The organism is Pseudomonas chlororaphis subsp. aurantiaca (assembly GCF_013466605.1).
GTDB lineage: Bacteria > Pseudomonadota > Gammaproteobacteria > Pseudomonadales > Pseudomonadaceae > Aquipseudomonas > Aquipseudomonas chlororaphis_I.
In genome coordinates this window covers 1,203,891-1,229,920 of the sequence record NZ_CP059162.1, presented here as the reverse complement: position 1 = coordinate 1,229,920, position 26,030 = coordinate 1,203,891, and the positions used below count along the sequence as shown (strand labels likewise).

22 protein-coding genes are annotated in these 26,030 nt (G+C 63.2%); 6 read left to right on the top strand and 16 right to left on the bottom strand.

Going from position 1 to position 26,030, the window contains the following annotated elements:
* Positions 1-95 precede the first annotated feature (95 nt).
* From H0I86_RS05465 to H0I86_RS05455, 3 genes are all read right to left on the bottom strand, one after another.
* Positions 96-1,202 (bottom strand): NADH:flavin oxidoreductase/NADH oxidase, encoded by a 1,107-nt coding sequence (locus H0I86_RS05465; RefSeq protein ID WP_180924303.1) that lies wholly within the window; start codon positions 1,200-1,202, stop codon positions 96-98.
* A gap of 311 nt (positions 1,203-1,513) precedes the next feature.
* Positions 1,514-3,223 (bottom strand): single-stranded-DNA-specific exonuclease RecJ, encoded by a 1,710-nt coding sequence (gene recJ, locus H0I86_RS05460; protein ID WP_180924302.1) that lies wholly within the window; start codon positions 3,221-3,223, stop codon positions 1,514-1,516.
* Between the two features lie 61 nt (positions 3,224-3,284).
* Positions 3,285-3,824: a YaeQ family protein gene (locus tag H0I86_RS05455; RefSeq protein ID WP_007923023.1), complete on the bottom strand. Its 540-nt coding sequence runs from the start codon at positions 3,822-3,824 to the stop codon at positions 3,285-3,287.
* Positions 3,825-3,973: 149 nt separating this feature from the next.
* On the opposite strand from H0I86_RS05455, the gene H0I86_RS05450 reads away from it, so the two are divergent.
* Together H0I86_RS05450 and H0I86_RS05445 are read left to right on the top strand one after the other, a co-directional pair.
* Positions 3,974-5,173, top strand: coding sequence for a CaiB/BaiF CoA transferase family protein (locus H0I86_RS05450; RefSeq protein ID WP_180924301.1), 1,200 nt, complete (start codon positions 3,974-3,976; stop codon positions 5,171-5,173).
* A 106-nt stretch (positions 5,174-5,279) separates the two neighbouring features.
* A complete protein-coding gene (locus tag H0I86_RS05445) occupies positions 5,280-6,122 on the top strand; it encodes a TIGR02285 family protein (protein ID WP_180925791.1) in 843 nt (280 codons plus the stop codon).
* 166 nt (positions 6,123-6,288) lie between these two features.
* Here the strand turns inward: H0I86_RS05445 and H0I86_RS05440 are convergent, their stop codons facing one another.
* Positions 6,289-6,573: a DUF3509 domain-containing protein gene (locus H0I86_RS05440; RefSeq protein WP_016702741.1), complete on the bottom strand. Its 285-nt coding sequence runs from the start codon at positions 6,571-6,573 to the stop codon at positions 6,289-6,291.
* A 477-nt stretch (positions 6,574-7,050) separates the two neighbouring features.
* Between H0I86_RS05440 and H0I86_RS05435 the strand changes: the two genes are divergently transcribed.
* On the top strand, positions 7,051-7,713 hold the full coding sequence (locus tag H0I86_RS05435) for a response regulator (RefSeq protein ID WP_180924300.1): 663 nt from the start codon (positions 7,051-7,053) through the stop codon (positions 7,711-7,713).
* Between the two features lie 8 nt (positions 7,714-7,721).
* Here the strand turns inward: H0I86_RS05435 and H0I86_RS05430 are convergent, their stop codons facing one another.
* The 6 genes from H0I86_RS05430 to xerD form a co-directional block, all read right to left on the bottom strand.
* Complete coding sequence (locus tag H0I86_RS05430; protein ID WP_180924299.1) at positions 7,722-8,966, bottom strand: EAL domain-containing response regulator; 1,245 nt, start codon at positions 8,964-8,966, stop codon at positions 7,722-7,724.
* A gap of 90 nt (positions 8,967-9,056) precedes the next feature.
* A complete protein-coding gene (locus tag H0I86_RS05425; RefSeq protein WP_180924298.1) occupies positions 9,057-12,632 on the bottom strand; it encodes a transporter substrate-binding domain-containing protein in 3,576 nt (1,191 codons plus the stop codon).
* Positions 12,633-12,787: 155 nt separating this feature from the next.
* Positions 12,788-14,197, bottom strand: a complete 1,410-nt coding sequence (thrC, locus tag H0I86_RS05420) for a threonine synthase (protein ID WP_016702738.1) — start codon at positions 14,195-14,197, stop codon at positions 12,788-12,790.
* Positions 14,198-14,259: 62 nt separating this feature from the next.
* Positions 14,260-15,564: a homoserine dehydrogenase gene (locus tag H0I86_RS05415; protein WP_007927672.1), complete on the bottom strand. Its 1,305-nt coding sequence runs from the start codon at positions 15,562-15,564 to the stop codon at positions 14,260-14,262.
* Between the two features lie 131 nt (positions 15,565-15,695).
* The gene (locus tag H0I86_RS05410; protein ID WP_180924297.1) at positions 15,696-16,427 is read right to left on the bottom strand and encodes a thioredoxin fold domain-containing protein; all 732 of its coding nucleotides are present in this window, start codon (positions 16,425-16,427) and stop codon (positions 15,696-15,698) included.
* Positions 16,428-16,615: 188 nt separating this feature from the next.
* Positions 16,616-17,512 carry a site-specific tyrosine recombinase XerD gene (gene xerD, locus H0I86_RS05405; protein WP_180924296.1) on the bottom strand — a complete coding sequence of 299 codons (897 nt, stop codon included), beginning with the start codon at positions 17,510-17,512 and terminating at the stop codon, positions 16,616-16,618.
* A 107-nt stretch (positions 17,513-17,619) separates the two neighbouring features.
* Here xerD and H0I86_RS05400 point away from each other — a divergent pair, with 107 nt between their 5' ends.
* Positions 17,620-19,425, top strand: a complete 1,806-nt coding sequence (locus H0I86_RS05400) for a cation:proton antiporter (protein WP_180924295.1) — start codon at positions 17,620-17,622, stop codon at positions 19,423-19,425.
* A 69-nt stretch (positions 19,426-19,494) separates the two neighbouring features.
* Here the strand turns inward: H0I86_RS05400 and H0I86_RS05395 are convergent, their stop codons facing one another.
* The 6 genes from H0I86_RS05395 to ffh all read right to left on the bottom strand — a co-directional run bounded on the left by H0I86_RS05395 (position 19,495) and on the right by ffh (position 23,569).
* Positions 19,495-19,908, bottom strand: a complete 414-nt coding sequence (locus H0I86_RS05395; protein WP_180924294.1) for an acyl-CoA thioesterase — start codon at positions 19,906-19,908, stop codon at positions 19,495-19,497.
* Positions 19,909-19,999: 91 nt separating this feature from the next.
* Entirely contained in the window at positions 20,000-20,350 is a 351-nt protein-coding gene (gene rplS / locus H0I86_RS05390; RefSeq protein ID WP_009047143.1) for a 50S ribosomal protein L19, read from the bottom strand.
* 45 nt (positions 20,351-20,395) lie between these two features.
* A complete protein-coding gene (gene trmD / locus H0I86_RS05385; protein WP_230589668.1) occupies positions 20,396-21,106 on the bottom strand; it encodes a tRNA (guanosine(37)-N1)-methyltransferase TrmD in 711 nt (236 codons plus the stop codon).
* A gap of 44 nt (positions 21,107-21,150) precedes the next feature.
* Entirely contained in the window at positions 21,151-21,687 is a 537-nt protein-coding gene (rimM, locus tag H0I86_RS05380) for a ribosome maturation factor RimM (protein ID WP_007927679.1), read from the bottom strand.
* Positions 21,688-21,692: 5 nt separating this feature from the next.
* Complete coding sequence (rpsP, locus tag H0I86_RS05375) at positions 21,693-21,944, bottom strand: 30S ribosomal protein S16 (protein WP_007927680.1); 252 nt, start codon at positions 21,942-21,944, stop codon at positions 21,693-21,695.
* Positions 21,945-22,192: 248 nt separating this feature from the next.
* A complete protein-coding gene (gene ffh / locus H0I86_RS05370) occupies positions 22,193-23,569 on the bottom strand; it encodes a signal recognition particle protein (protein ID WP_007927681.1) in 1,377 nt (458 codons plus the stop codon).
* A 197-nt stretch (positions 23,570-23,766) separates the two neighbouring features.
* Here ffh and H0I86_RS05365 point away from each other — a divergent pair, with 197 nt between their 5' ends.
* A complete protein-coding gene (locus H0I86_RS05365) occupies positions 23,767-24,579 on the top strand; it encodes a cytochrome C assembly family protein (RefSeq protein ID WP_007927682.1) in 813 nt (270 codons plus the stop codon).
* A 12-nt stretch (positions 24,580-24,591) separates the two neighbouring features.
* A complete protein-coding gene (locus tag H0I86_RS05360; RefSeq protein ID WP_180924293.1) occupies positions 24,592-25,830 on the top strand; it encodes a transporter associated domain-containing protein in 1,239 nt (412 codons plus the stop codon).
* Positions 25,831-26,030 lie beyond the last annotated feature (200 nt).

Below are 26,030 nucleotides of genomic sequence, written 5' to 3'. Positions count from 1 at the left end.
GCCGCTGCCGAAGGCAGCGGCTACAGGTCGCGGTGATACGACACGGCACAAAAAAACCGGCCCCCACAGGCCGGTTTTTTTATGCCCCGTTCAGCTCACTCGCGCAGGTCCGACTCATGAATCGGCTGGTCGCGATGGGTCGCGCGCTGGTACTGCGCCGGCCAGATCGCCTTGTGCCCGCTCAGGTCGTCGTCGGCATGCAACGGCCAGTACGGGTCGCGCAGCAGCTCCCGGGCGAGGAAGATGATGTCGGCCTGGCAGGTGCGCAGAATGTGCTCGGCCTGGGCCGGCTCGGTGATCATGCCCACGGTGCCGGTGGCGATCCCCGACTCCTTGCGCACCCGTTCGGCGAAGCGGGTCTGGTAGCCCGGGCCGGTGGGGATCTCGGCATTGACTGCGGTGCCGCCCGAGGAAACATCGATCAGGTCCACACCCAGGGCCTTCAGGCGGCAGGCCAGCTCGACGGTTTCATCCGGATTCCAGCCGTCCTCCACCCAGTCGGTGGCCGAAACCCGGACGAACAGCGGCAACTCTTGCGGCCAGACCGCCCGCACCGCCTCGCTCACCTGCAACACCAGGCGAATGCGGTTATCGAAGGAGCCACCGTACTGGTCGCGGCGCTGATTGCTCAGGGGCGAGAGGAATTGATGCAGCAGGTAGCCGTGGGCGGCATGCACTTCGACCACCTTGAAACCGGCGATCAGGGCGCGTTTGGCCGAGTCGACGAAAGCCTGGACGATCGCGGCGATCTGCCCTTCGTCGAGTTGGGTCGGCGGCGTATGTTGCGGGTCGAAGGCAATCGGCGAAGGGCCTACCGGGACCCAGCCGCCCTCCTCGGGCCTGACGCTGCCATGCTTGCCCAGCCACGGCCGATGGGTGCTGGCCTTGCGTCCGGCGTGGGCCAGCTGGATACCGGCGACCGCGCCCTGGGCGGCGATGAACCGGGTGATGCGTTGCAAGGGTGCGATCTGTTCATCGTTCCACAGGCCAAGGTCCTGGGCGGTGATGCGCCCGTCGGCGGTGACCGCCGTGGCCTCGGTGAAAATCAGTCCGGCGCCGCCCACGGCACGACTGCCGAGGTGCACCAGGTGCCAGTCATTGGCCAGTCCATCTACGCTGGAGTACTGGCACATGGGCGATACCGCGATGCGGTTGAGTAAGGTCAATTGACGAAGGGTATAGGGTTCAAGCAGCAGACTCATGGGGCACCTCTCGATCAGTGGTCAGGCTCCAGGGTTCTGTTTGAAAAGTCGACGAGTGACTGGAAAGGAACAGCGCCCGCCCCCGCGGGAGAAAAAAAGACAAAACGTCACAAGGCCAATCAAGCAGTGTTTAGAGACTAGTCGACAACGACGCGACAAGCAGGGTTCCGACACACTTTGTCGGTACTCGATCCATGGAGCGAGCGGGCGGCGATCCGACTTGCCCTCGATGGTGTCGGTCCTGAAGCACCGCGGTGCCTGTATCGCCGGCAAGCCTGGCTCCTACAGAAGCCGGGGGGCGCCGTGGGCCATCAACGCGGTTCGATATGGGCGATCATCAGTTGCACGGTTTCCTGGCCGCGGAACTCGTTGAGGTCCAGCTTGTAGGCCAGCTCCACCCAGCGGATGGTCGGGTTCGGCCAGATATCGCGGTCGATGCCGAAGGCGATGCCGTCGAGCTTCACCGAGCCGCATTCGCTGCGCAGCACCACCTTGAGATGGCGCTCACCGACCACGCGCTGCTCCACCAGCTGGAACACGCCATGGAACAGCGGCTCGGGAAAGTGCTGGCCCCAGGGCCCGGCATGGCGCAGGGCGCGGGCCAGTTCGAGGTGGAACTCTTCCACCGCCAGGGTGCCGTCCGACAGCAGGCGCCCGGTCAGGTCTTCCTCGCGCAGCTGGCGGCGCACCTCGGCATCGAAGGCTTCGGCAAAGGCCGGGAAATTCTGCTCCGGCAGCGACAGGCCGGCGGCCATGGCATGACCGCCAAACTTGCTGATCAAGTCCGGGTGCTTGGCCGCCACCGCGTCGAGGGCATCGCGGATATGAAAACCCGGCACCGAACGCGCCGACCCCTTGAGCATGCCTTCGCCGGCGTCGGCAAAGGCGATGGTCGGCCGGTGGTAACGCTCTTTCAACCGCGAAGCGAGAATCCCGATCACCCCCTGGTGCCAGTCGGGCTCGAACAGGCACAGGCCGAACGGCATCGACTCCACCGGCAGATCCTTGAGCTGGGCCAGGGCTTCGCGCTGCATGCCCTGCTCGATGGATTTGCGATCCTGGTTCAACTCGTCCAGCCGGCTGGCCATTTCTCGCGCCAGGGCCATGTCATGGCTGAGCAGGCATTCGATGCCCAGGCTCATATCGTCCAGGCGCCCGGCGGCATTCAGCCGTGGGCCGAGGATGAACCCCAGATCGGTGGAGGTGATGCGCGACGCCTCGCGCTTGGCCACTTCGAGGATCGCCTTGATCCCCGGCCGCGCGCGCCCGGCACGAATCCGCTCCAGACCCTGGTGCACCAGGATGCGGTTGTTGGCGTCCAGCGGCACCACGTCGGCGACGCTGCCCAGTGCCACCAGATCCAGCAGCTCGCCGATGTTCGGCTGCGGCTTGGCTTCGTACCAGCCGAGGTTGCGCAGGCGGGCCCGCAGCGCCATCAGCACATAGAAGATCACCCCGACCCCGGCCAGGGCCTTGCTCGGAAACTCGCAGCCGGGCTGGTTCGGGTTGACGATGGCATCGGCCGCCGGCAACTCGTGGCCCGGCAAGTGGTGGTCGGTGACCAGCACTTTCAGCCCGGCCGCCTTGGCCGCCGCCACGCCCTCGACACTGGAGATGCCGTTGTCCACGGTAATCAGCAACTGGGGCTTGCGCCCCAGGGCCACCGCGACGATTTCCGGGGTCAGGCCGTAGCCGTATTCGAAACGGTTCGGCACCAGGTAATCGACATGGGCCGCGCCCAGCAGACGCAGGCCGAGCATGCCCACGGTACTGGCGGTGGCGCCATCGGCGTCGAAGTCGCCGACGATCAGGATGCGTTCGCGCTGCTCCAGCGCGGTCACCAGCAGGTCCACCGCGGCCTCGATGCCCTTGAGTTGCTGGAACGGAATCAACCGCGCCAGGCTCTTGTCCAGCTCGGCCTCGGACTGCACGCCACGGGCGGCGTACAGGCGGGTCAGCAAGGGCGGCAGATCACCGAGAAACGGCAGGGTGGCGGGCAACTCACGAGGTTCGATACGCATGGGGTGACAGAAGCTTCTCTTCGATACGGGGGATACAGCGAAACAGCGCGGCGGAACGAAATCAGCGTTCGCCCAACAGCCATTCCAGCTGGACTTCGTGCTGGCCACGATCGTCGGTGACGAAGATCGTGCCTTCGCTGATCATCACGTCCCACTTGATAACGCGCGGCATGTCCTTGGCCAGGACTTCCAGGACGTCCTGGGGTACGCCAGCGATATTGAGGTTCTTCAGGTTCTTCACCGCGTCCACCACCCGGGTCTGCCACACGCGCAGGCTGCCATAGGCCAGCAGGCTGGTGCGCTCGGTACGGCGCGAGCACCAGGTCAGGCGCTCGGCGTCCGGCTGGCCGACTTCGATCCAGTGCAGCACACGGTCGTCCAGGCTTTTTTCCCACAGGGCCGGCTCATCCACTTCCGACAGGCCACGACCGAACGACAGGTGTTCGTTGTACCAAAGGGCGTAGGCCAGCAGGCGCACGGTCATGCGCTCTTCGGTTTCCGACGGATGGCGGGCGATGGTTTGCTTGACGCTTTCGTACACCCCGCGATCGAGGTCAGTCAGGTTCAATTCAAACTTGTAGGTGGTAGACGGCTGGGCCATGGACGGGGCTTCTTGATACGAGGAAAGGCGGCAAGTCTAACCGATGCACGGGCCAATCCACGAATCGCGCACCATCATCCTTTGGCGAGGGAGCGCCGGGCTATGTTAAAACGCTCTACCGTCCAATCTTTGTCCTACAAGGATCTTCCATGCCGCTTACTGCCAAACCCCTTGCCGGCCTGAAAGTCGTCGAACTCGGCACCCTGATCGCCGGCCCGTTCGCCTCGCGCATCTGCGCCGAATTCGGCGCCGAGGTGGTCAAGGTCGAATCGCCCGATGGCGGCGACCCGCTGCGCAAGTGGCGCAAGCTGTATGAAGGCACGTCGCTGTGGTGGTTCGTCCAGGCGCGCAACAAAAAGTCCCTGACCCTGAACCTCAAGCACCCGGACGGCCTGGAGGTGCTGAAGAAGCTGTTGGCGGAGGCCGACATCCTGATCGAGAACTTCCGCCCCGGGGTCCTGGAAAAACTCGGCCTGGGCTGGGACACCTTGCATGCCCTCAACCCCAAGCTGGTGATGGTGCGCCTGTCCGGCTTCGGCCAGACCGGGCCGATGAAGGACCAGCCCGGGTTCGGCGCGGTCGGCGAGTCCATGGGCGGGCTGCGCTACATCACCGGTTTCGAGGACCGTCCGCCGGTGCGCACCGGCATTTCCATCGGCGACTCGATTGCCGCCCTGTGGGGTGTGATCGGCGCGCTGATGGCCCTGCGGCACCGCGAGGTCAACGGCGGCCAGGGCCAGGTGGTGGACGTGGCGCTGTACGAAGCGATCTTCGCCATGATGGAAAGCATGGTCCCGGAGTTCGACGTCTTCGGTTTCATCCGCGAGCGCACCGGCAACATCATGCCCGGCATTACGCCCTCCTCCATTCACACCAGCGCCGATGGCAAGCACGTGCAGATCGGCGCCAACGGCGATGCGATCTTCAAGCGCTTCATGCAGGTGATCGGCCGCGACGACCTGGCCAACGACCCGGCCCTGGCCAGCAACGACGGTCGCGACAGCCGGCGCGACGAGCTGTACGGGGTCATCGATCGCTGGGTCAACTCGCTGCCGCTGGAGCGCGTGCTCGAATCGCTGAACCAGGCGGAAGTCCCCGCCAGCCGCATCTTCAGCGCCGAGGACATGTTCAGCGATCCGCAGTTTCTCGCCCGGGAAATGTTCCTCCAGGCCAAGCTGCCGGACGGCAAGGCATTCAAGATGCCCGGCATCGTGCCGAAACTCTCGGACACCCCGGGCTCGTCCGAATGGGTCGGCCCCGCGCTCGGCGAACACAATGCCCAGGTGCTGGGCGCCCTGGGTTACGACAACCAGCAGATCAAAAACCTGCGTGACAGCGGTGCGATCTAGCGTTGCACACGATTTCGCGACAATGAGAGTTTTTCCGACAAGGATCAGCAGCCTGATGAACCCCAGCAGTGGCGGGCGAATGATTCGCGGGATACGTTTGTTTTTCATGTTGCTGGCGCTCGGCACCTGGCCCCAGGTCAGCCAGGCCAGGGACACATTGGTCTGGATCCTGCGCGACCTGCCGCCAACGACGATTTTCGAAGGCCCGCAAAAAGGCCGGGGGGTGATCGACCAGGCCTTGCCTGTGCTGATGGCCAGCCTGCCGGAGTACGACCACCAGATCGTGCACGTCAACCGCGCCCGGGGCATGCAGATGCTCCGGGAGCACCCCTTCGTCTGCGACCCGGCGCTGATGTTCAACCTGCCACGGGCGCAGTGGATCGCGTTTTCCATCACCAGTTTTCGCGTGTTCAGCAACGGCCTGGCGGTGCGCCGCAAAGACAGTGACGGCTTGCAGCCGTTTATCCACGATGGCCAGATCGACTTGCGCGCGCTCCTGGCCAGCGCGCCACACAGCGTTGGCGTGGTGGCCGAGCGCAGTTATGGCGAGCAGATCGACAGCCTGCTCACACAGGCGCCGCCCGGAGCCCTGATGGCCCACTACGGCAACAGCGCCATCGGCAACCTGCTGCAGATGCAAAGGCGTGGGCGCCTCAAAGCCCTGATCGGCTACCAGCCGGAGATTCGTTTCCAGGCGCAACAGCAAGGGATCGATCCAAACGACCTGGAGTTCTACCCGATCCAGGGCATGCCCAAGTATCAATCGGTGAACGTCGGCTGTTCGAACACAACGCAGGGACGGCAGGCGGTGGAGCGCATCAACCGGGCGCTGCTCGAACTGCGCCCGCACAGCTTGCTGGAGCTGTACACCGAGTGGCTGGAACCATCGCTGCGCGAGCAGTACCGCAGCGATGCCCTGGCGTTTTTCCGCGACACGCCGCAGCAATAAAAAATCCGGGCAAAAAGAAACCCCGAGCAGTGGGGAGACGACTCGGGGTTAAACGTGGTCTGAAACCAGACCCGTGCAACAAGCGACAAGCACCGGAGCACAATGCTCGATCCTGTTGCCAAGGGTCTGACTGATGGGCTGAAGCGAAGGTTCCCGAAAATTTCAATCAACGGGCGCTGTCGAACGCCTTCTCCTGGGCCACATTGCGCAAGGCCGCGATGACACAGGGTTCCAGGCGACCTTCGGCGATCAATACATCGCGATGCAGGCCGTCGACGACATCGGTCAACTGGCGCTTGTCGGTCAACTGGACCTGGTTGAACTCACGCTCGACCACGATGGCCCCCAAGGCATTCTTCAGGGTCACCAGGCATTCCCCTTGCGCGCGCGGGGTCAGAGTTACCTGATACGGGCTCAAAGCTTCACCCAACAATAGGCTGATACTTTCCATCTCGATCACCACTCAATAGCTGGAATTAAAGGCTCGAATACACGAATGCCGGTAGCTTTCTGGCATTCAAGTGACCATCGCCCAGAGAAGAAAGTTCGCAACCGCTGGCGGTTGCCGACCTGAGTTGATCCAGCATGCCCGCAAAACATGACAGATAAAAAACCGCCCGTATCAGACTAGAATCGGCACTTCAAACCAGAAACGAACGCGACGGTGCCGGCTGATCGATCAGCGCCTCGACCTTCTTGTAGCGCGATACCGCCTGTTGGCAGGAGTAGCGCCGAGGGTCGATCCGAACCGGCATCGCGACCTGCTCCCGGGGCGGATTTTCAGGCCTTGCGCAGGTCTTTCTGGCAGGTGGGGTTGTGGCCATGGGGGCCCTCTCCTCGAGCGGTTGGCAAAGCCCGGCGGCGCAGCGATGACGGTTGCCCGGCTGCAGGGCCTGGCCGAAATGCTGCCTTCTCACCGGAGCGAGTCTTGAATCAAACATCCACTAAAAAACTGCGGATCGTCCTGGCTGACGATCACCCGATTTTTCTCATCGGCCTGCGGGCCGTCCTGGAGCGCGACGACAACCTGGAGATCGTCGGCGAAGCCAGCTCCCCGACCGCCCTCGGCGAACTGCTGCAAAGCTGTCCCTGCGAAGTCCTGGTCACCGACTTCATGATGCCGGGAGAGCAGCAGAACGATGGCCTGCGCCTGATCGAACAACTGCGCCGGCATCACCCCGAGCTGCCGATCGTGGTGGTGACCATGCTCAACAACGCCGGGCTGTTCCGCTCGATTCTCGACCTTGGCGTCATGGGCCTGCTGAGCAAGGCCAGCCTGGCCGATGAACTGCCGGCGGCGATCAGCCATGTGCGTCGGAACAAGGTGTTCGTCGCCCAGGCCATCCAGCAACTCCTCAGCCTGGCGGGCGAGGTCGGGCCGGACCGCCTGTTGTCCGGGGAACAGCTGTCGCCCCGCGAGCTCGAAGTGATCCGCCTGCTGGCGGCCGGACTGACGGTCGGGGAAATCGCCGCCAAGCTCAGTCGCAGCAAAAAGACCGTCAGCACCCAGAAGGTCAGCGCGATGCGCAAGCTCGGCCTGTCCAGCGCCGCGGCGTTGTACATCTATGTGCAGGAACACGGGCTGGCCTGAACGCGGGCTCAGCCCATCTCTTCGCCGAGGTCGCCCCTCACGCGCCGGGCGATCCACTGACGCACGGCGACTGCGCTCATGGGTTCGGCGATGAAGCAGCCTTGCAGGCGCGCCTGCCCCAGCCGTTTGGCCGCCTCATAGTCGGCGGCGCTCTCGATACCGGCCAGCACCAAACCCAGCGACATGCGCCGGGCCATGCTCATGGCGCCGGCCACCACCGCCGACTTGCGCTCATCGGCCGCCAGCCCGCAGACAAAGGCCGGCGGGATCTTCAGCTCGGTGAACGGCAACTCCAGCAGACGCTGCAGGCTGGTGCCACCGGTGCCGAAGTCGCCAATCGACAGCTTGCAACCGATCATGCGCAGGCGCAGCAGGGCCTCGACATGGGCGGTATCGGTTTGCAGCTCGGTGGTCTCGACGATTTCCAGGGTCAGCAGGCGTGCCGGCACTTCAAAACGGCGCAGCAGGGCTTCCAGCTGACGCGCGAAGTTCGGCAATTCCAGCATGCCCACCGGAATGTTCACCGAGATCGCCAGCGAACGGCCCATGACCAGGCGCACCCCGGCCGACAGCTGCATGGCCTGCTCCAGCATGAGCCAGGTGAAGGCTTCTTCCAGCCCGGCGAACTCGATCACCGGCAGGAATTCGGCGGGCAGCATCAGGCCATGCTCCGGATGCTGCCAGCGTGCCAGCGCCTCGACGCCCTGGACCTCGCCGTCCTGGCTGACTACCGGCTGAAAGTGCGCGACCCCATGGCGCAGTACCGCCGCCTGCCCTTCCTCCGCGGTCGGGACCTCAGGCTGGAATACATCCAGTGCCAGGGTTTCGCGCACCTGGGCCAGCGACAAGGCTTGCGGGCCCGGCTCGAAACATTGCTGGTACAGGCTCAGCAGTTCATTGACCAGGGTGACCGAGGCCGGCTTGGGCAGACAGCCCAGCACATTCAGGCCCTGCTGCCGGGCCATGGCCGCGGCGCCTTCGCGGACATCCGCTTGCGCGTCGCTGAGAATGATCAGCGCCTTCGCCCGCTGTTGATCCGCCAGGTAACGAATCAGCTCCAGGCCGTCGGCCTGCTCCAGGTACAGATCGCAGATGGCGATGTCCACCGGCCCCTTGCTGTCCAGGGATTGCCGGGCGGCGGCAACGCTTTCGGCATTCAACACGTTGAACACGCCATTGGCGTTGAGCATCTGGTGCAGGGCCATCAACTGGAACGAATTGTCTTCAAGAACGAGCACTTTCAACGAGTGCATGGAACGACCTCCGATACGGCGAGAGCGGCGAGAATCCGCAGCGGGCCGGTACGTTAATCGCAGAGGGCAGGCCGCCCCATAAGACAAGTCTTAATCGCTACCCAGGTGCGGCTCGATATCGCTGCGCAAGCAGCCGATGGCCTCCTTCAGGCGCAGCCAGTGCTCCGCCAGCACCGCCGTCGAGCGGGCCCGGGCGACGGCCTCCAGGTCGATGCAGACCTGGGCCAGCGGCAGCGCGTCGATCAGGCAGCAGACCCCTTTGAGGCGGTGCGTGGACGCGCCGATACGCGCCCAGTCCTGCTCCAGCACCGCCGACTCCAGGGCCACCTGCTCCTGCCCCAGGTTGCTCCACAGCTCGCGCAGCATGCGTTGCAGGATCGGCTCGTCGGCCTGGGTCATGCTGCGCAGGGTCTGGATATCAAAGGATGGCCGCGGCAAGAAGCGCGCAAGCATCTGCGCCAGCCGGTCCAGGGTCACTGGCTTGACCAGCAGCTCGTCCATGCCGGCCTGCTCGCAGCGCTGCTGTTCATCCTCGAAGGCATTGGCGGTGCAGCCAATCAGCGGGCAGGCGTCACGCCCTTCCCGGGCCTCGATCTCACGTATCGCTTCGCTCAGCTGATAACCGCTCATGCCCGGCATGTGGCAGTCGGTCATCATCAGGTCGAACGCCTCGCCCTGCCAACGCACCAGCGCCGCCTCGGCGCTGTCGAGCGCCACCACCTTGTGCCCGAGGAACATCAATTGCTGGCTGAGCACCATGCGATTGGCCCGCACGTCGTCGACCACCAGCACCGACATGCGACGGCTCTGCGGACGCTCGCTGGTCACCTGGGGCGACTGGCTGAAAGCCTCGACCACTTGCTCCGGATAGAGCTCGAGGGTCACGCGGGTCCCCGCGCCGGGTTGGCTTTGCAGCAGAATGCGGCCGCCCATCAGCTCCACCAGTTGCTTGCAGATACTCAGGCCCAGGCCGGTTCCGCCCTGCTCCGGCGTCGTCTGCACATGGGCCTGAATGAATGGATCGAACAGGCTCGCCTGCTTCTCCGGACTGATGCCTGGCCCGGTGTCGGCCACGCTGATGCACAAGCGGTCGGCGCCATGCTCATCGGCCTGGCGCTCGACGGATACCCGCACCTCGCCGACCTGGGTGAACTTCAGGGCATTGCTCAGCAGGTTGTGCAGCACCTGGCGCAGGCGCAACGGGTCGAGCCAGTAGAAGCCGTCCGCCGCCTTGTCGAAGGCCAGGGTCAGGTGCAGCCCCTTGTTGCGCGCGGTGACCTCGAACAATTGCTGTATGTCTTCGAAGAAGCCTCGCAGGGCCACGGTCTGCGGCGTCAGTTGCATATGCCCGGCCTCGATCTTGGCCAGGTCGAGGTTGTCGCCCATCAGGCCGACCAGCTCCTGCGCCGACTGATAAGCCACGCGCAAGGCATCGGAAAACGGCATGCCGCGCAGGCGCGCCTGTTCCTTTTCCAGCTCCAGCAAACCGATGATCGCGTTCATCGGCGTGCGAATCTCATGACTCAGGGTCGAGAGAAAGGCGCTCTTGGCGTAGTTCGCCTGATCCGCGGCGCGACGCGCCTCCAGCAGCTCTTCCTCGAGACGCTTGCGCTCGGTGATGTCGATCCAGCCCCCCAGCAGCCCCTGCAACTCGCCCTGGGCGCTGTAGAACGGCACCGTCCATTGATAGACCTGCACCGGGCCGTTCCTGGATTCGATCTGCCGGTCGACGAATACCGACTCCTGGGACTCCAGCTGCTCCAGGAACTCATGGTGCAACTGCCGGGCCGTGGCCTCGGGCAACACATCCAGCTCGGTCAGGCACAGCCCCTTGATCTGTTCCAGACGCATACCGGTCTGGGTTTCATAGCTTTTGTTGCAGGTGATCAGGCGCCCGGCCAGGTCGCGGACGAAGATCGGGTTGGGGATGCCGTCGAGCAAGGCGCGCTTGAACGCCAGCTGATCGTTGAGGCGCTGCTCGGCTTGCAGGCGTTGGCGGATCTGCCCCTTGAGCCGGGTGTTCCAGGCCAGGGACAGCAGGCCGAACAGAATCGCGGTGAAGGTGACCCAGTAGATCCACACCGGCACCCGCTGCCACATGGGCACCGGCACCGGCGTCACCCCCAGCCATTTCAGGCGGATGGCGCTGAGCTCGGCCACCGGGAAAGCTTCCAGGGCCTTGTTCAGAATGCTCAGCAGCTCGGGCTGGTCCCGGCGCACCGACAATTCGTCGGCCGACCACTTGCCCTCGACGCTGCGACCGATGCGCAGCCCGTTCGCCGGGTAGCCCTGCACCTCGACTTCGTTCTGGATGGTCGCGTCGGCCTCGCCGCTGGCCACCAGGGCCCGCGCCTCCAGGTAGGTGTCGACCAAACGCAGGTGGACCTTCGGGTAGTTCTGCCGGACGTAACTCTCCAGCGCATGCTTGGCCGGAAGCGCCAGCACCTTGCCGGCCAGTTGGTTGAAGGTATTGAGCTGGATGTCGTCGGCGCGGACCACGAACACCCAGGCCGAACCGCCAAAGGCATGGGTGAAATCGAGGAAGCCGCAGCGCTCATCGTTGGCCGACAAGGTGGTGTTCATCTGGGCCCGGCCCTTGAGCAGCAGGTCCAGGGTGTGGGCCGTGGAGAAGGTTTCCTCCTGGACGAATTGCAGCCCGGTCATTCTCGAGATGCGGTTGAGCAGGTCGATATTCAGCCCGGTCCACTGACCGTCCTTGTCCTTGAACACGTAGGGTGGGTACTGCTGGGAAGCCACTACCACATGCTGATGCTCGAGCAGCCAGGCACGCTCCTCCTTGCTCAGTTTGATCCGCTCATCGCCAGTGCTGGCGCCCAGCCCGGTGGTCCAACGGGCCAGGATCTCCCGGTGCGTGGAGTCGTCGATGCTTTGCAGCGCCCGTTCGATCAGGCGGCCGAGCAGCGGGTCGGTCTGGCGCGTGGCGAAGGCAAAGCCGATCGGCGGCAGCCGGCTTTCAGTGCGGACCTGCAACCCCAGGTAAGGGCGCAGCGCCTTGTAGGCACGGACGATCACCTCGTTGCCGATAAAGGCATCGACATCCCCCTGCTTCAGGGCTTCCAGGCCGCTGTACAGATTGGGCGAAAGAATGATCTGGCTGTGGGGATAGGCGGCGTGGGCGATCTTGGCGTCCGCATAGCCCTCCAGCAGCACCACTTTCTTGCCGGCCAGGTCTTCGGGAATTTCCGCCTCGTCCCGGCGCACCACCACGACCGCGCGGTCGGGCATGTAGTCACTGGAGAAATGCAGCCCCGCGGCGCCACGCTCATAACCGTTGGCACTGGTCAGGATGTCGATCGCCCCCGTGCGCAGCGCCTCGACCGCCTGTTCGCGCTCGGAGAACCCCAGGACTTCCAGGGACACGCCCAGGCGTTCGCCCACCAGGCTCAGGTAATCGGCGCTGATGCCCTGGTAGCGGTTGCGGTCGCGGGTGATGTCGATCGGCTGGTAGTCGTCGATCGAAATGCCCACCTTCAAGGTGCCACGGCCCGCCAGCCATTGCCGTTCGGCCGGAGCCAGGGTGAGCGGTTGCAGTTGGACGAAGGCCGGCACCAGCTTGAAGGGCAGGTTCTGCGCCGCCATCAGGCACGGGGCCAGAGACAGCATCGCCAAAACCATCAATGTGCGGAAAACCGGGCGCAGCAACATAAGCATCCTGTGAGTGATCCTCGACGCGGCGCCGCCCTGTCCTTGTGCCCAGTTCTTGAGCTCGATCCTTAGAAGACGCGTCGCGATAAACAGCCTGTGTATAAAAAGACAAGGCCCGTCAGAGACGGGCCTTGTTGACGATCGATGTCACTCGATCAGAGCGGTTTTCCGCGATTGCCATGCTGGCTGACGAAGGCCTGGACGGCCTTCAGGTCGTTGGCCAGGACGGTGCAACGCTCTTCGCGCTGGAACAGGTCGGACAGGTGCGCCGGCAGTTCCAGGGCCTTGCCGATCCCGGCCTTTTCCACCGCTTCCGGGAATTTCACCGGATGCGCGGTGCCCAGCACCACCATCGGGATGTCCAGGCTGCGACGACACTCACGGGCGGCCTTCACGCCGATCGCGGTGTGCGGGTCGAGCACTTCACCGGTCTGGGCGAAGACTTCGGCGATGGTCTCGCAGGTCTGGGCATCGTCCACGGCCAGGGAGTCGAACAGCTTGCGGGCTTCGGTCCAGCGCTCCTGCTCGACGCTGAAACCGCCACCTTGCTTGAAGGAGTCCATCAGCGCGGCCAGCGCGGCACCGTTGCGGCCGTGCAGGTCGAACAGCAGGCGCTCGAAGTTCGACGAGACCATGATGTCCATCGACGGCGACAGGGTGGCGTGCAGGGTTTCCTTGACGTACTGGTTGCCGCTCATGAAGCGGTGCAGGATGTCGTTGCGGTTAGTGGCGACGATCAGCTGGTTGATCGGCAGGCCCATGTTGCGGGCCAGGTAACCGGCGAAGATGTCGCCGAAGTTGCCGGTCGGTACCGAGAACGCCACCGAACGCGCCGGGCCGCCCAGTTGCAGGGCCGCGTGGAAGTAGTAGACGATCTGGGCCATGATCCGCGCCCAGTTGATCGAGTTCACCGCCACCAGGCGAGTGCCCTTGAGGAAACCCTGGTCGGCGAAGCTGGCCTTGACCATTTCCTGGCAGTCGTCGAAGTTGCCTTCGATGGCGATGTTGTGGATGTTCTCGCCGAAGATGGTGGTCATCTGCCGACGCTGCACTTCGGACACACGGTTGTGCGGGTGCAGGATGAAGATATCGACGTTGTCGCAACGCTTGCAGCCTTCGATGGCGGCCGAACCGGTATCGCCGGAAGTGGCGCCGATGATCACCACACGCTCACCGCGCTTCTCCAGCACGTAGTCCAGCAGGCGACCCAGCAGTTGCAGGGCGAAGTCCTTGAACGCCAGGGTCGGGCCGTGGAACAGCTCCAGGACCCACTCGTTGCCGTTCAGCTGGCGCAGCGGGGCAATGGCGTTATGGGAAAACGCACCGTAGGTTTCTTCGAGGATTTTCTTGAAGTCGGCATCCGGGATGCTGCCGGTGACGAACGGGCGCATCACCCGGAAGGCCAGCTCGTGATACGGCAGGCCAGCCCAGGAAGCGATTTCCTCTTGGGTGAAACGTGGCAGGTTTTCCGGTACGTACAAACCGCCGTCGCTCGCCAGGCCGGCCAGCAGGACGTCTTCGAAATTCAGGGCCGGTGCCTGGCCGCGGGTGCTGATGTAACGCATGACTGGCTCCTCTAAAAAGAGTTCTCAAGCGGGAGCCGCCGGGGCTCCCGCAACGAAGCGGATTAGTTCAGGTGCTCGACGCGGATCCGTACGACCGGACCGACCACGCCCTGCAGGGCTTCCAGCGCGGTGATCGCATCGTTGATGCGCTGTTCCACCACACGGTGGGTCAGCAGGATCATCGGCACCAGGCCGTCGTGCTCTTCGACCTCTTTCTGCATGATCGACTCGATGTTGATGCCGCGCTCGGAGAGGATGCTCGCCACCTGGGCCAGTACGCCCGGGTGATCCTTGGCCTGGATCCGCAGGTAGTAGGCGCTTTCGCAGGCCTCGATCGGCAGGATCGGGTGCGCCGATAGCGAGTCCGGCTGGAAGGCCAGGTGCGGCACACGGTTCTCCGGGTCGCTGGTCATGGCGCGAACCACGTCCACCAGGTCGGCGATCACCGACGAAGCGGTCGGCTCCATGCCGGCGCCAGCACCGTAGTACAGGGTGGAGCCAACGGCATCACCGTTGACCATCACCGCGTTGAACACGCCATTGACATTGGCGATCAGGCGATCGGCCGGGATCAGCGTCGGGTGCACGCGCAGCTCGATGCCGGCATCGGTGCGGCGGGCCACGCCCAGGTGCTTGATACGATACCCCAGAGCTTCGGCATAGTTCACGTCGGCGGTGGTCAGCTTGGTGATGCCTTCGGTGTAGGCCTTGTCGAACTGCAGCGGGATACCAAAGGCGATGGACGCCAGGATGGTCAGCTTGTGCGCCGCGTCGATGCCTTCGACGTCGAAGGTCGGGTCGGCTTCGGCGTAACCCAGGGCCTGGGCCTCGACCAGCACGTCTTCGAAGGTGCGACCCTTCTCGCGCATTTCGGTGAGGATGAAGTTGCCCGTGCCGTTGATGATCCCGGCCACCCAGTTGATGCGGTTGGCCGACAGGCCTTCGCGGATCGCCTTGATGACTGGAATACCACCCGCCACGGCGGCTTCGAACGCCACGATCACGCCCTTCTCACGGGCCTTGGCGAAAATTTCATTACCGTGTACGGCGATAAGCGCCTTGTTGGCGGTGACCACATGTTTACCATGCTCGATGGCCTTGAGTACCAGCTCGCGGGCAACGGTATAGCCGCCCATCAGCTCTATGACGATGTCGATCTCTGGGTTCGTGGCCACTTCGAACACATCGTTGGTAATCGCAATACCGGTCGTTTGGAACTGAGGCTTTGGCGTGCGCATGGCAATTTGTGCCACTTCGATTCCACGCCCGGCACGACGAGCAATTTCCTCGGCGTTACGCTGAAGTACATTGAAGGTACCGCCACCGACGGTACCCAGCCCACAGATGCCCACTTTGACCGGATTCACTCTGAACTCCCCATGAAACGGCCGACACTAGGTCGGCCGTGGAAAACAGCCGCAAACCACACGGCTCTCTATTAACGACGCGCCGGCCACAACCGCCGCGCCATGATCGTCAAAGGCTCGACGACGCAGGATTATTTCGCGCCCAGCGCCAGTTTGGCGACTTGTGGCGCAGGCTGGTAGCCCGGAATCACTTGGCCGTCGGCCAAAACGATGGCCGGCGTGCCATTCACACCAATCGACTGGCCCAGGGCGAATTGCTTGGAAACCGGGTTGGCGCACTTGGCGGCCTTGATTTCCTTGCCATCGACCATCTTGTCCATGGCCGCTTTCTTGTCGGCCGAGCACCAGACTGCCTGCAACTGCTCGTCACCCGGCGAACCCAGGCCCTGGCGCGGGAAGGCTACGTAACGCACTTCCACGCCCATCTTGTTCAGCTCAGGCACTTCGGCGTGCAACTTGTGGCAGTACGGGCAGGTGGTGTCGGTGAAGACGGTGATGTGGGTCTTGGTTTCGCCGATGGCCGGGTAGACCACGGTTTCAGCGACCGGAATGGCGTTGATCAGCTTGGCCACGCCCAGGCGCTCGGTCTTTTCGGTCAGGTTGACCGGCTTGCCGTCCTTGAGCTGGAACAGGTAGCCCTGCATCACGAACTGGCCGTCGGCGCTGGCGTACAGCACGCGGCTGCCCTTGAGCTTGACTTCATAGACACCGGGCAGCGGACTGGCGCTGATGCTTTCTACCGGGACTTCGAGCTGCAGGCCCTGGAGGCTTTTACGAATCGCTTTTTCGGCGGCGTCATCGGCCACAACAAAGGTACTGGCCAACGCAATGGCTGCGGCGGCGATCATCTGGGTCACGCGCATTGGGAACTCCTGAAGGCGGACAAATGGGACGGTCAGAACGCCCGTACTGGAACACCGGGTCATAACGGCCCACTTTGCAAACCGGCAAAGCCTACCACATAAGGCCCGCCTGGCGGGCTCCCGCTGAGCCAGGCCGGTCATTTGCCGATCAGCGCGGGGCCGCTGCCGGGTCGTGACCGATGCCTCACTCAACCGCGGGGATGGTGCTTGGCGTGCAGGTCCTGCAAACGGGCCCGGGCGACATGGGTGTAGATCTGGGTGGTCGACAGGTCGCTGTGGCCGAGCAGCATTTGCACCACCCGCAGGTCGGCGCCGTGGTTGAGCAGATGGGTGGCGAAGGCGTGCCGCAAGGTATGCGGCGACAGCGACTTGCCGATCCCGGCGACCTTGGCCTGATACTTGATCCTGTGCCAGAAGGTCTGCCGGGTCATCTGCTCGCCGCGCTGGCTGGGGAACAACACATCGCTGGGCCGCCCGCCGAGCAGTTCGCCCCGGGCATCGCGCATGTAGCGCTCGACCCAGACAATCGCTTCCTCGCCCATCGGCACCAGGCGCTCCTTGCTGCCCTTGCCCATCACCCGCAACACGCCCTGCCGCAGATTGACCTGCTCCAGGGTCAGACTGATCAGCTCGGTGACCCGCAGGCCGCAGGCATACAGGACTTCGAGCATGGCGCGGTCGCGCTGGCCAATGGCTTCGCTCAGGTCGGGAGCCGCCAGCAGGGCTTCGACATCGGCCTCCGACAGGGACTTGGGCAACGGTCGGCCCAACTGCGGCATGTCGACTTGCAGCGTGGGGTCCACGGCAATCAGCTTTTCCCGCAGCAGGTAACGATAGAAGCCGCGTACCCCGGAGAGAAAACGCGCGGTCGAACGCGGCTTGTAGGCTTGCTCCACCCGCCAGGCGAGGTGGTCGAGAATCAGCTCGCGACCGGCATTCACCAGCTCCAGTCCCTTTTCCTGCAGCCAACCGTTGAACAACGCCAGGTCGCTGCGATACGCCTCGCGAGTATTGTCGGAAAGGCCCTTTTCCAGCCATAGCGCATCGAGGAAACGGTCTATCAGGGGATGGTCGATGGCGGGCATAAATACTCGAAAGGCGCGGGCTTGAGGCCGGGCGCAAATAAATAGTGAACTGTGCAGAGGGTCGCTAGTCTTTCATAGCCCGCTATTTCAAGGAACAGGGAGCTTCAATGAACGAACAACAGATTCTGTTGGCCTTTGGCGGCATAGGCGTGGCGGCAGTGGGCTGCCAATGGCTGGCCTGGCGCCTGAAACTGCCGGCCATTCTGTTCCTGCTGTTGAGCGGCATTCTCGCCGGCCCGGTCCTGGGCTGGCTCGACCCACAAGAGTTGTTCGGACCGCTGTTGATGCCACTGGTATCGCTGGCGGTGGCCTTGATCCTGTTTGAAGGCAGCCTGACCCTGCACCTGTCGGAATGGCGCGAGATCGGCAAGGTGGTGCACCGGCTGGTGACTATCGGCGCGCTCTCGACCTGGGCGGTGATCACCCTGGCCACCCACTGGCTGCTGGGCTTCGACTGGCTGCTGGCGCTGCTGTTCGGCACCCTGACCCTGGTCACCGGGCCAACGGTGATCGTGCCCATGCTGCGGGTGGTCCGGCCCAAGGCGTCGATCGCCAATATCCTGCGCTGGGAAGGCATTGTCATCGACCCGATCGGCGCCCTGCTGGCGGTGGTGGTCTACAGCTTCATCATCGCCAGCGCCGAGGGCCAGGGCTTGCAGCACAGCCTGATGACCTTCGGCGGGGTGATCCTCTGCGGCAGCCTGTTCGGCATCGTCGGCGGCTGGGTGCTGGGCACCATCATGCGCCGCCAGTGGCTGCCGGAATACCTGCACAACCTGGCCACGCTGGCGGCGGTGCTGGGCATCTTCATCGGCGCCAACCAGGTGATGCATGAGTCCGGCCTGCTGGCCGTGACCCTGATGGGCATGTGGATGGCCAACATGAAAGACGTCGACGTCCGGCACATCCTGCACTTCAAGGAAAACCTCAGCGTGCTGCTGATTTCCGGGTTGTTCATCCTGCTGGCGGCGCGCCTGGACCTCAATGCCCTGATCGCCCTGGGGCCGCTGGTGTTGATTCTACTGCTGGTGATCCAGTTCATCGCCCGGCCCTTGAACGTGCTGCTGTCCACCGCTGGCTCCAATCTGAACTGGCGCGAACGGGCCTTGTTGGCCTGGATCGCACCGCGGGGCATCGTTGCCGCGGCTGTCTCGGCGATCTTCGCCATTCGCCTGGACCAGGCAGGCCATGAAGGCGCGCTGCTGCTGGTGCCGCTGACCTTCGCCGTGATCATCGGCACCGTGGTGCTGCAAAGCGCCACCGCGCGGCCGCTGGCCCGCCTGCTGAAGGTCGCGGAACCGGCGCCGAGCGGTTTCCTGATCGTCGGGGCGAACGCTCCGGCGCGGACCATCGGCAAAGCCCTGCAGCAACTGGGCAGTCGCGTACTGCTGACCGATTCGAGTTGGGAAAACATCCGCGCCGCGCGCATGGACGGCCTGCCGACCTACTTCGGCAACCCGGCGTCGCAACACGCCGATGCCCATCTGGACCTGGTGGGGCTTGGTCATCTGCTGGCGCTGTCGCCCTCCGGCGAACTGAACACCCTGGCCTCCATGCGCTTCCGTCACGACTTCGGCCATCAGCGTCTGTTCGGCCTGGCCAACAGCCAGGAAAGCCGGCGTACCGACAAGCACCGGGCCAGCCATGAACACCGTGGGCATCTGCTGGGCAGCGAGGCGCTGTCCTACAGCAAACTGGCCAGCCTGCTGGGACAGGGTGCGGAGCTGTACAGCACCAACCTGACCGAAGGTTTTGGCTGGGAGGATTACCAGGCGCTGCACGGTGAACGGGCGACCCTGCTGTTCGCTCGCGACAACAGCGGCTGGGTGCACGTGGTGACGCCAGGCAGCGCTCTCAAGCCTGCTGCGGGCTGGACCCTGGTGGCGTTGATTCAGAAGGATATGGCGGCCTGATAGCCCATCGCGGACAAGCCTCGCTCCTACAGAACGGTGAAATCCCGCAGGAGCGAGGCTTGCTCGCGATCAGTCGACAAAACCCGGCAGCACCGGCACCGGGCGCTTGTCGTCATCGATGGCGACAAAGCTGAACAGGCCATGGATGGCCTTCTCCCGCCCATCGCAACTCATGCTCTCGACGAAGACTTCAACCTCGACCTTGAGGCTGGTGTTGCCGACCTTCACCACCCGTCCCACCAACTCGACGATGGAGCCCGCGGCAATCGGGTGATTGAAGTCGATACGGTCGGTGGACACGGTGACCAGCGGCAGCCGGCAGAAACGGGTCGCGGCGATGAACGACACTTCGTCCATCCAGGCCAGCGCCGCGCCGCCGAACAGGGTGTTGTGGTGGTTGGTGGTCGACGGGAATACCGCCTTGGTCACGCGGGTAACCGACAGCTCGGTCCGGCGTTGGATTTCTTGCTCGCGGGAGCTCATGGTTCTACTGCCTGAAACACACTTCGGGGATAAATGACGGACAACAAAAAAGCAGCCCGTAGGCTGCTTTTTTCTGCATCGGAAGCTGGACTTAAGCCAGTTTTTCCTTGATGCGAGCTGCTTTACCCGACAGGTCGCGCAGGTAGTACAGCTTGGCTTTACGTACGTCACCGCGACGCTTGACAGCCATGCTGTCGATTTGCGGGCTGTAGGTCTGGAAAGTACGCTCTACGCCAACACCGTTGGAGATTTTACGAACGGTGAATGCACTGTTCACGCCGCGGTTACGCTTGGCGATTACAACGCCTTCGAACGCTTGCAGACGGGAACGATCGCCTTCCTTCACTTTCACCTGAACGACAATGGTGTCGCCCGGGGCAAAGGCTGGGATCTCTTTGGTCATCTGCTCTGCTTCGAGTGCAAGAATGATTTTGTTGGTCATGCTGTGCTCCTAAGGTAAATCGTCGGATCTACCATCGATACGTTGTTAACTATCGTCCCGCTCGCGGATGTATTCCTCGAGCAGCTTCTTCTCTTCTCCAGAAAGCGAGCGGCTTTCCAGAAGATCGGCGCGTCGTTCATAGGTCCGACCAAGGGACTGCTGTAAACGCCAACGCCGGATGTGTGCGTGGTTGCCACTTAGCAACACGTCGGGAACACGCTGATCCGCATACACCTCCGGTCGGGTGTAGTGCGGGCAATCCAGCAGACCATCCGTGAAGGAATCTTCCTCCGCGGAATCCGCATGCCCTAAAGCTCCGGGCAGCAGTCGCGTAACCGCATCAATCAGGACCATCGCCGGCAGCTCGCCACCGGAGAGTACATAGTCGCCAATCGACCACTCTTCATCGACATGAGCTTCAATAAAACGCTCGTCAATGCCTTCATAACGACCGGCAATCAGGATCAATGCATCCTCATTCGCCAACTCGCGTACCGCCGACTGAGTCAGTTTGCGGCCTTGGGGCGACAGGTAGATCACCTTCGCGCCCTCCCCGGCTGCCTGCCTGGCCTGAACCAGAGCATCTTCCAGGGGCTTGATCTTCATCACCATGCCCGGGCCACCGCCAAATGGGCGATCGTCCACAGTGTGATGTCGATCCGTGGTGTAGTCTCGCGGATTCCAACAGGTCAGCTGCAAGAGCCCCTGTTTCACCGCGCGGCTGGTTATGCCGTAGTCGCTGATGGCGGAAAACATCTCGGGAAACAAACTGATCACTTCTACGCGCAGGCTAGCCACGTTCAGAAGTCCGCGTCCCAATCCACCTTCATCTCGCCCGCTGCCAGGTCGACGGCCAACACGCATTGCTCGGTATAGGGCAACAGGCGTTCGCGATCATCCAGGCTGCCAGCGCAAGGCTTGACCACCATTACATCGTTCGAGCCGGTCTCCAGCAGGTGATCGATCTTCCCGAACAGTTGTCCGTGAGTGTCGATGACCTTGAGACCTTGCAGCTGGTACCAGTAGTACTCGCCGTCGGTCAGTTCAGGGAACAGGTTGCGCGGCACGCAGATCTCATAACCGGCCAGAAGACGCGCTTCTTCACGATCATCGAGACCCTTGAGCTTTGCGACCAGGAATTTTTCATTCCCGCGTCCGCTGACCAGCTCAACCTGTTTCACGCTACCTTCGCGCTTGAGCGTCCAGGTTTTGTAATCCAACAGGTTTTTAATCGGATCAGTAAAGGAATAAACCTTCACTTCGCCGCGAACGCCGTGAACAGAGTAGATTTTGCCGATAACGATCAAATCATCAGCAGGAGCAGGCGTCGCGTTCATAGGGTTCAGGCTGCAGCCTTAGCCGATTCCTTCAACAGCTGAGCAACGCGCTCAGACGGTTGTGCACCAACGCTCAGCCAGTAGGCTACGCGCTCTTGGTTCACGGACAGGCGGACTTCTTGACCACGAGCGATCGGGTTGAAGAAGCCAACTTGTTCCTTGTGCGAACCGTCGCGTGGGTTGCGGCTGTCGGTCACGGTCAAGTGGTAAAACGGGCGCTTTTTGGAGCCGCCAAGGGCAAGACGGATTGTTAGCATGTGAACATCGTTCCTGTAGTCGGTGCTGCAAATCTAAATGCACAGCGGGCATGGGTGCCCGAAAGGCCGCATATTCTAAGGAATATCCGGACTTTTGCAAATGACTTTTTCCGGCGCCTACCGGCTGCCATCCAGATTTGCTATAGGGCCGTTAGCAACAACGGCGAGTCAGCTCCCGCCAAGCGCGGGTTTGCTGGAGGTCCCGCGTCCCCGCGGGAAACGCCGGCATGGCTGCCGGCGCGGATTCTTCAGATCTTCGGCATGCCGCCGCCGGGCAACATTCCGCCCATGCCGCGCATCATTTTCGCCATTCCGCCCTTGGCGGAGAATTTCTTCATCATCTTCTGCATCTGCTTGTGCTGCTTGATCAAGCGACCGATGTCCTGCACCTGGGTGCCGGAACCCATGGCGATCCGACGCTTGCGCGAACCGCTGATCAGCTCAGGGTCGCGGCGCTCGGCCGGGGTCATGGAGTTGATGATGGCTTCCATCTGCTTGAACTGTTTCTCGGCCGCGCCCTGGGCATTGCCCATTTGCGCCAGGTTCACGCCACCGATATTCGGCAGCTTGTCCATCAGGCCGCCGAGGCCGCCCATGTTCTTCATCTGTTGCAGCTGATCGCGGAAGTCTTCGAGGTCGAAGCCTTTGCCTTTTTTCAGCTTCTTCGCCAGCTTGTCGGCTTTTTCCTTGTCGAGGGTCTGCTCGGCCTGCTCGATCAGGCTGAGCACGTCGCCCATGCCGAGGATGCGCGAAGCGATACGCTCGGGGTGGAACGGCTCGAGCGCTTCGCTCTTCTCGCCCATACCGATGAACTTGATCGGCTTGCCAGTGATCGCACGCACCGACAGCGCGGCACCGCCACGGGCATCGCCGTCGACCTTGGTCAGGATCACACCGGTCAGCGGCAGTGCGTCGCCAAAGGCCTTGGCCGTGTTGGCGGCGTCCTGGCCAGTCATGGCGTCGACCACGAACAGGGTTTCCACCGGCTTGACCGCCGCGTGCAACGCCTGGATCTCGTCCATCATGTCGGCGTCGATGTGCAGACGACCGGCGGTGTCGACGATGACCACGTCGATGAACTTGAGCTTGGCTTCCTTGATAGCCGCTTCGGCGATCGCGACCGGCTTCTGGCTCAGGTCGGACGGAAAGAAGGTCACGCCAATGTCATTGGCCAGGGTTTCGAGCTGCTTGATCGCCGCCGGACGGTACACGTCGGCGGACACCACCATCACGCTCTTCTTCTTGCGCTCTTTAAGGAAGCGCGCGAGCTTGCCGGCGGTGGTGGTCTTACCGGCACCCTGCAAACCGGCCATCAGCACGACGGCAGGCGGCACGGCACTCAGGTTCAAATCTTCGTTGGCCGCGCCCATCAGGCTTTCGAGCTCGGCCTGGACGATCTTCACGAACGCCTGGCCCGGAGTCAGGCTGCGCGACACTTCAGTGCCGACGGCACGTTCCTTCACCGAGTTGACGAAGTCCTTGACCACCGGCAGGGCAACGTCGGCTTCGAGCAACGCCATGCGCACTTCGCGCAGGGTGTCTTTGATGTTGTCCTCGGTCAGCTTGGCCTTGCCGGTGACATGGCGCAGCGTCTGCGAGAGACGGTCGGTTAGGTTTTCAAACATGCGCGATCCTTTCAGGCCCTAAGTAGACCGAGGTAATGGCGGCTCGGGCCCCTCATATAAAGGGTGCTCCGTGGGCAGGTCGCGGATTATAGCGAAGACTGCGCGCGACGCACAGCCGCCGTCTGGTCGCACGGTCTTTCGTGTGGTGGCGGTTCTATGCCAAACTCAACGACTTTCGGGCTTGCCTAACAGGATTTATGCTCCCCTTGTCACCCAGCTTGCTAACCACCCTCGCCGCCGCCTGTCTCTATGCCGCTGCGACCCTCTATCAAGGCACTCGTCTGGCTCAAGCCGCCAAGACGAACAAGCGCCTGCTGGTCTCGCTCGGCATCCTTGCCCTGCTCGCTCACAGCGCCAGCCTCCTGACTCACCTGATGACGCCCGTGGGCCTGGGCCTGGACTTCTTCAGCGCCGCCAGCCTGATCGCCGCCGCGGTGATTGCCCTGACCCTGCTGGCCTGCTCGCGCATTCCGGTGGAGAACCTGCTGGTCCTGCTGTTTCCGCTGGGGGCGCTGACCGTGCTGCTGGCGCAGTTCGTGCCCACCGGCACGGTGCCGGTGATCGACGAAGAGCCAGGCATTCTCGCCCATATCCTGCTGTCGATCCTCGCCTATGGCATGTTCACCATCGCCGTATTCCAGGCCCTGTTGCTGCTGGTGCAGGACCACCAGCTCAAGCACAAGCATCCGTCCGGGCTGATCAAGAACTTTCCGCCGCTGCAGACCATGGAAAGCCTGCTGTTCGGCTTCCTCTGGGCCGGCTGGACCCTGCTGTCGCTGTCGCTGATCTCCGGCTGGCTGTTCGTCGAGAACCTGTTCGCCCAGCATCTGGTGCACAAGACCCTGCTGGCCTGCCTGGCCTGGGTGGTGTTCAGCGTGCTGCTGTGGGGCCGCAACCGCCTCGGCTGGCGCGGACACAAGGCGATTCGCTGGACCCTGGCCGGCTTCTGCCTGCTGATGCTGGCGTATTTCGGCAGCAAGCTGGTCCGTGAATACATCCTGCATATCTGACGAGCGGCGATAATGGACAACCTGCCCATAGAGCCGATGCTCGTGGTCCTGGCCTTGCTGGTGCTGTGGTCGGGGCTGTTCACCGCCATCGAAGCCGCCCAGCAACACCTGCTGACCCTACGCACCGCTTCGCGCTCCGGCGATAAACCGCTGGCGCGCCTGAGCTTCCCGCGCGACAGCCTGATTCTCTGCAACACCCTGTGCCGGGTGCTGGCGGTCATCATCAGCACCTTGCTGGCGCTCCTGCAGTGGGCGGAAAACGGTCCGTGGCTGGCCTGCCTGATCGCCACCAGCGTGTTGCTGGTACTCGCCGACTATCTTCCGCGCACCCTGGCCACCCGTTATCCGGACGCCATCCTCAGCCTGGGCAATACCCTGCTGGGCGTGCCACTGAAGATCATCTACCCCGCGGCCTGGCTGCTCGGCAGCATCAGCCAGCTGTTGTTGCGCCCCTTCACCCGCAAGGCCGGCACCGTCAAGCAGAGCGAAGACGAGCAGGCCGCCGACCCGGACGGCGCCGAGGAACATGCCAATGGCCGCCCGCACCCGGTGTCGGGCATCCATGCCCTGGACAACATCACCGTCAATGACATCCTGGTCCCGCGCAGCGAAGTCGACGGGATCAACCTGGACGAGCCTATCGGCGAGATCATCGAGCAGCTGCGCCTGTCCAAGCGCACCCGCCTGCCGGTGTTCCACAGCGATATCAACCAGGTCGAGGCGGTCCTCAATACCCGCCAGATCCGCCACCTGCTGCCGGATGCCAGCCTGACCAAAGAGGCCCTGCTGGCGGCCTGCCACGAACCTTACTTCGTGCCGGAAAGCACCCCGCTGCAGCTGCAACTGCTGAACTTCCACAAGCAGCAGCGCCGCCTGGGCATGGTGGTGGACGAATACGGCGAAGTGCTGGGCATTGTCACCCTGGAAGATATCCTCGAAGAAATCGTCGGCGAATTCGAAAGCGAACACAGCCTCGACAACCCGCATATCCGCCCCCAGGCCGACGGACGCTTTGTCATCGAAGGCGCCGCCTCGATTCGCGAGCTGAACAAGAGCCTGGGCTGGCACCTGCCCTGCGACGGCCCGAAAACCCTCAACGGCCTGGTCACCGAAGCGCTGGAGACCATTCCCGACAGCGCCGTCTGCCTGAAAATCGGCCGCTACCGCCTGGAAATCCTCGAGACCGAGGACAACCGGGTCAGCCGCGTGCTGATCTGGCACACCAAGCCGGTCACCACCCCCTCGCTGTAATCGTGGCCCTGTAGCCGCTGCCGAGCCCGCGAGGCTGCGATCGACCGCAACGCGGTCGCAAACCCTGTATCCGTATTCCGCCTGATGCACCGCTTGCGCCGGCTATAGGGCGGCAAGTCGCGCTTGTTTGATCGTTAGGGGCCTTCCTATAATCGAGCCGCTTACCCAAGCCCCGCAGCACCCGCGTGCTACCCGCACCC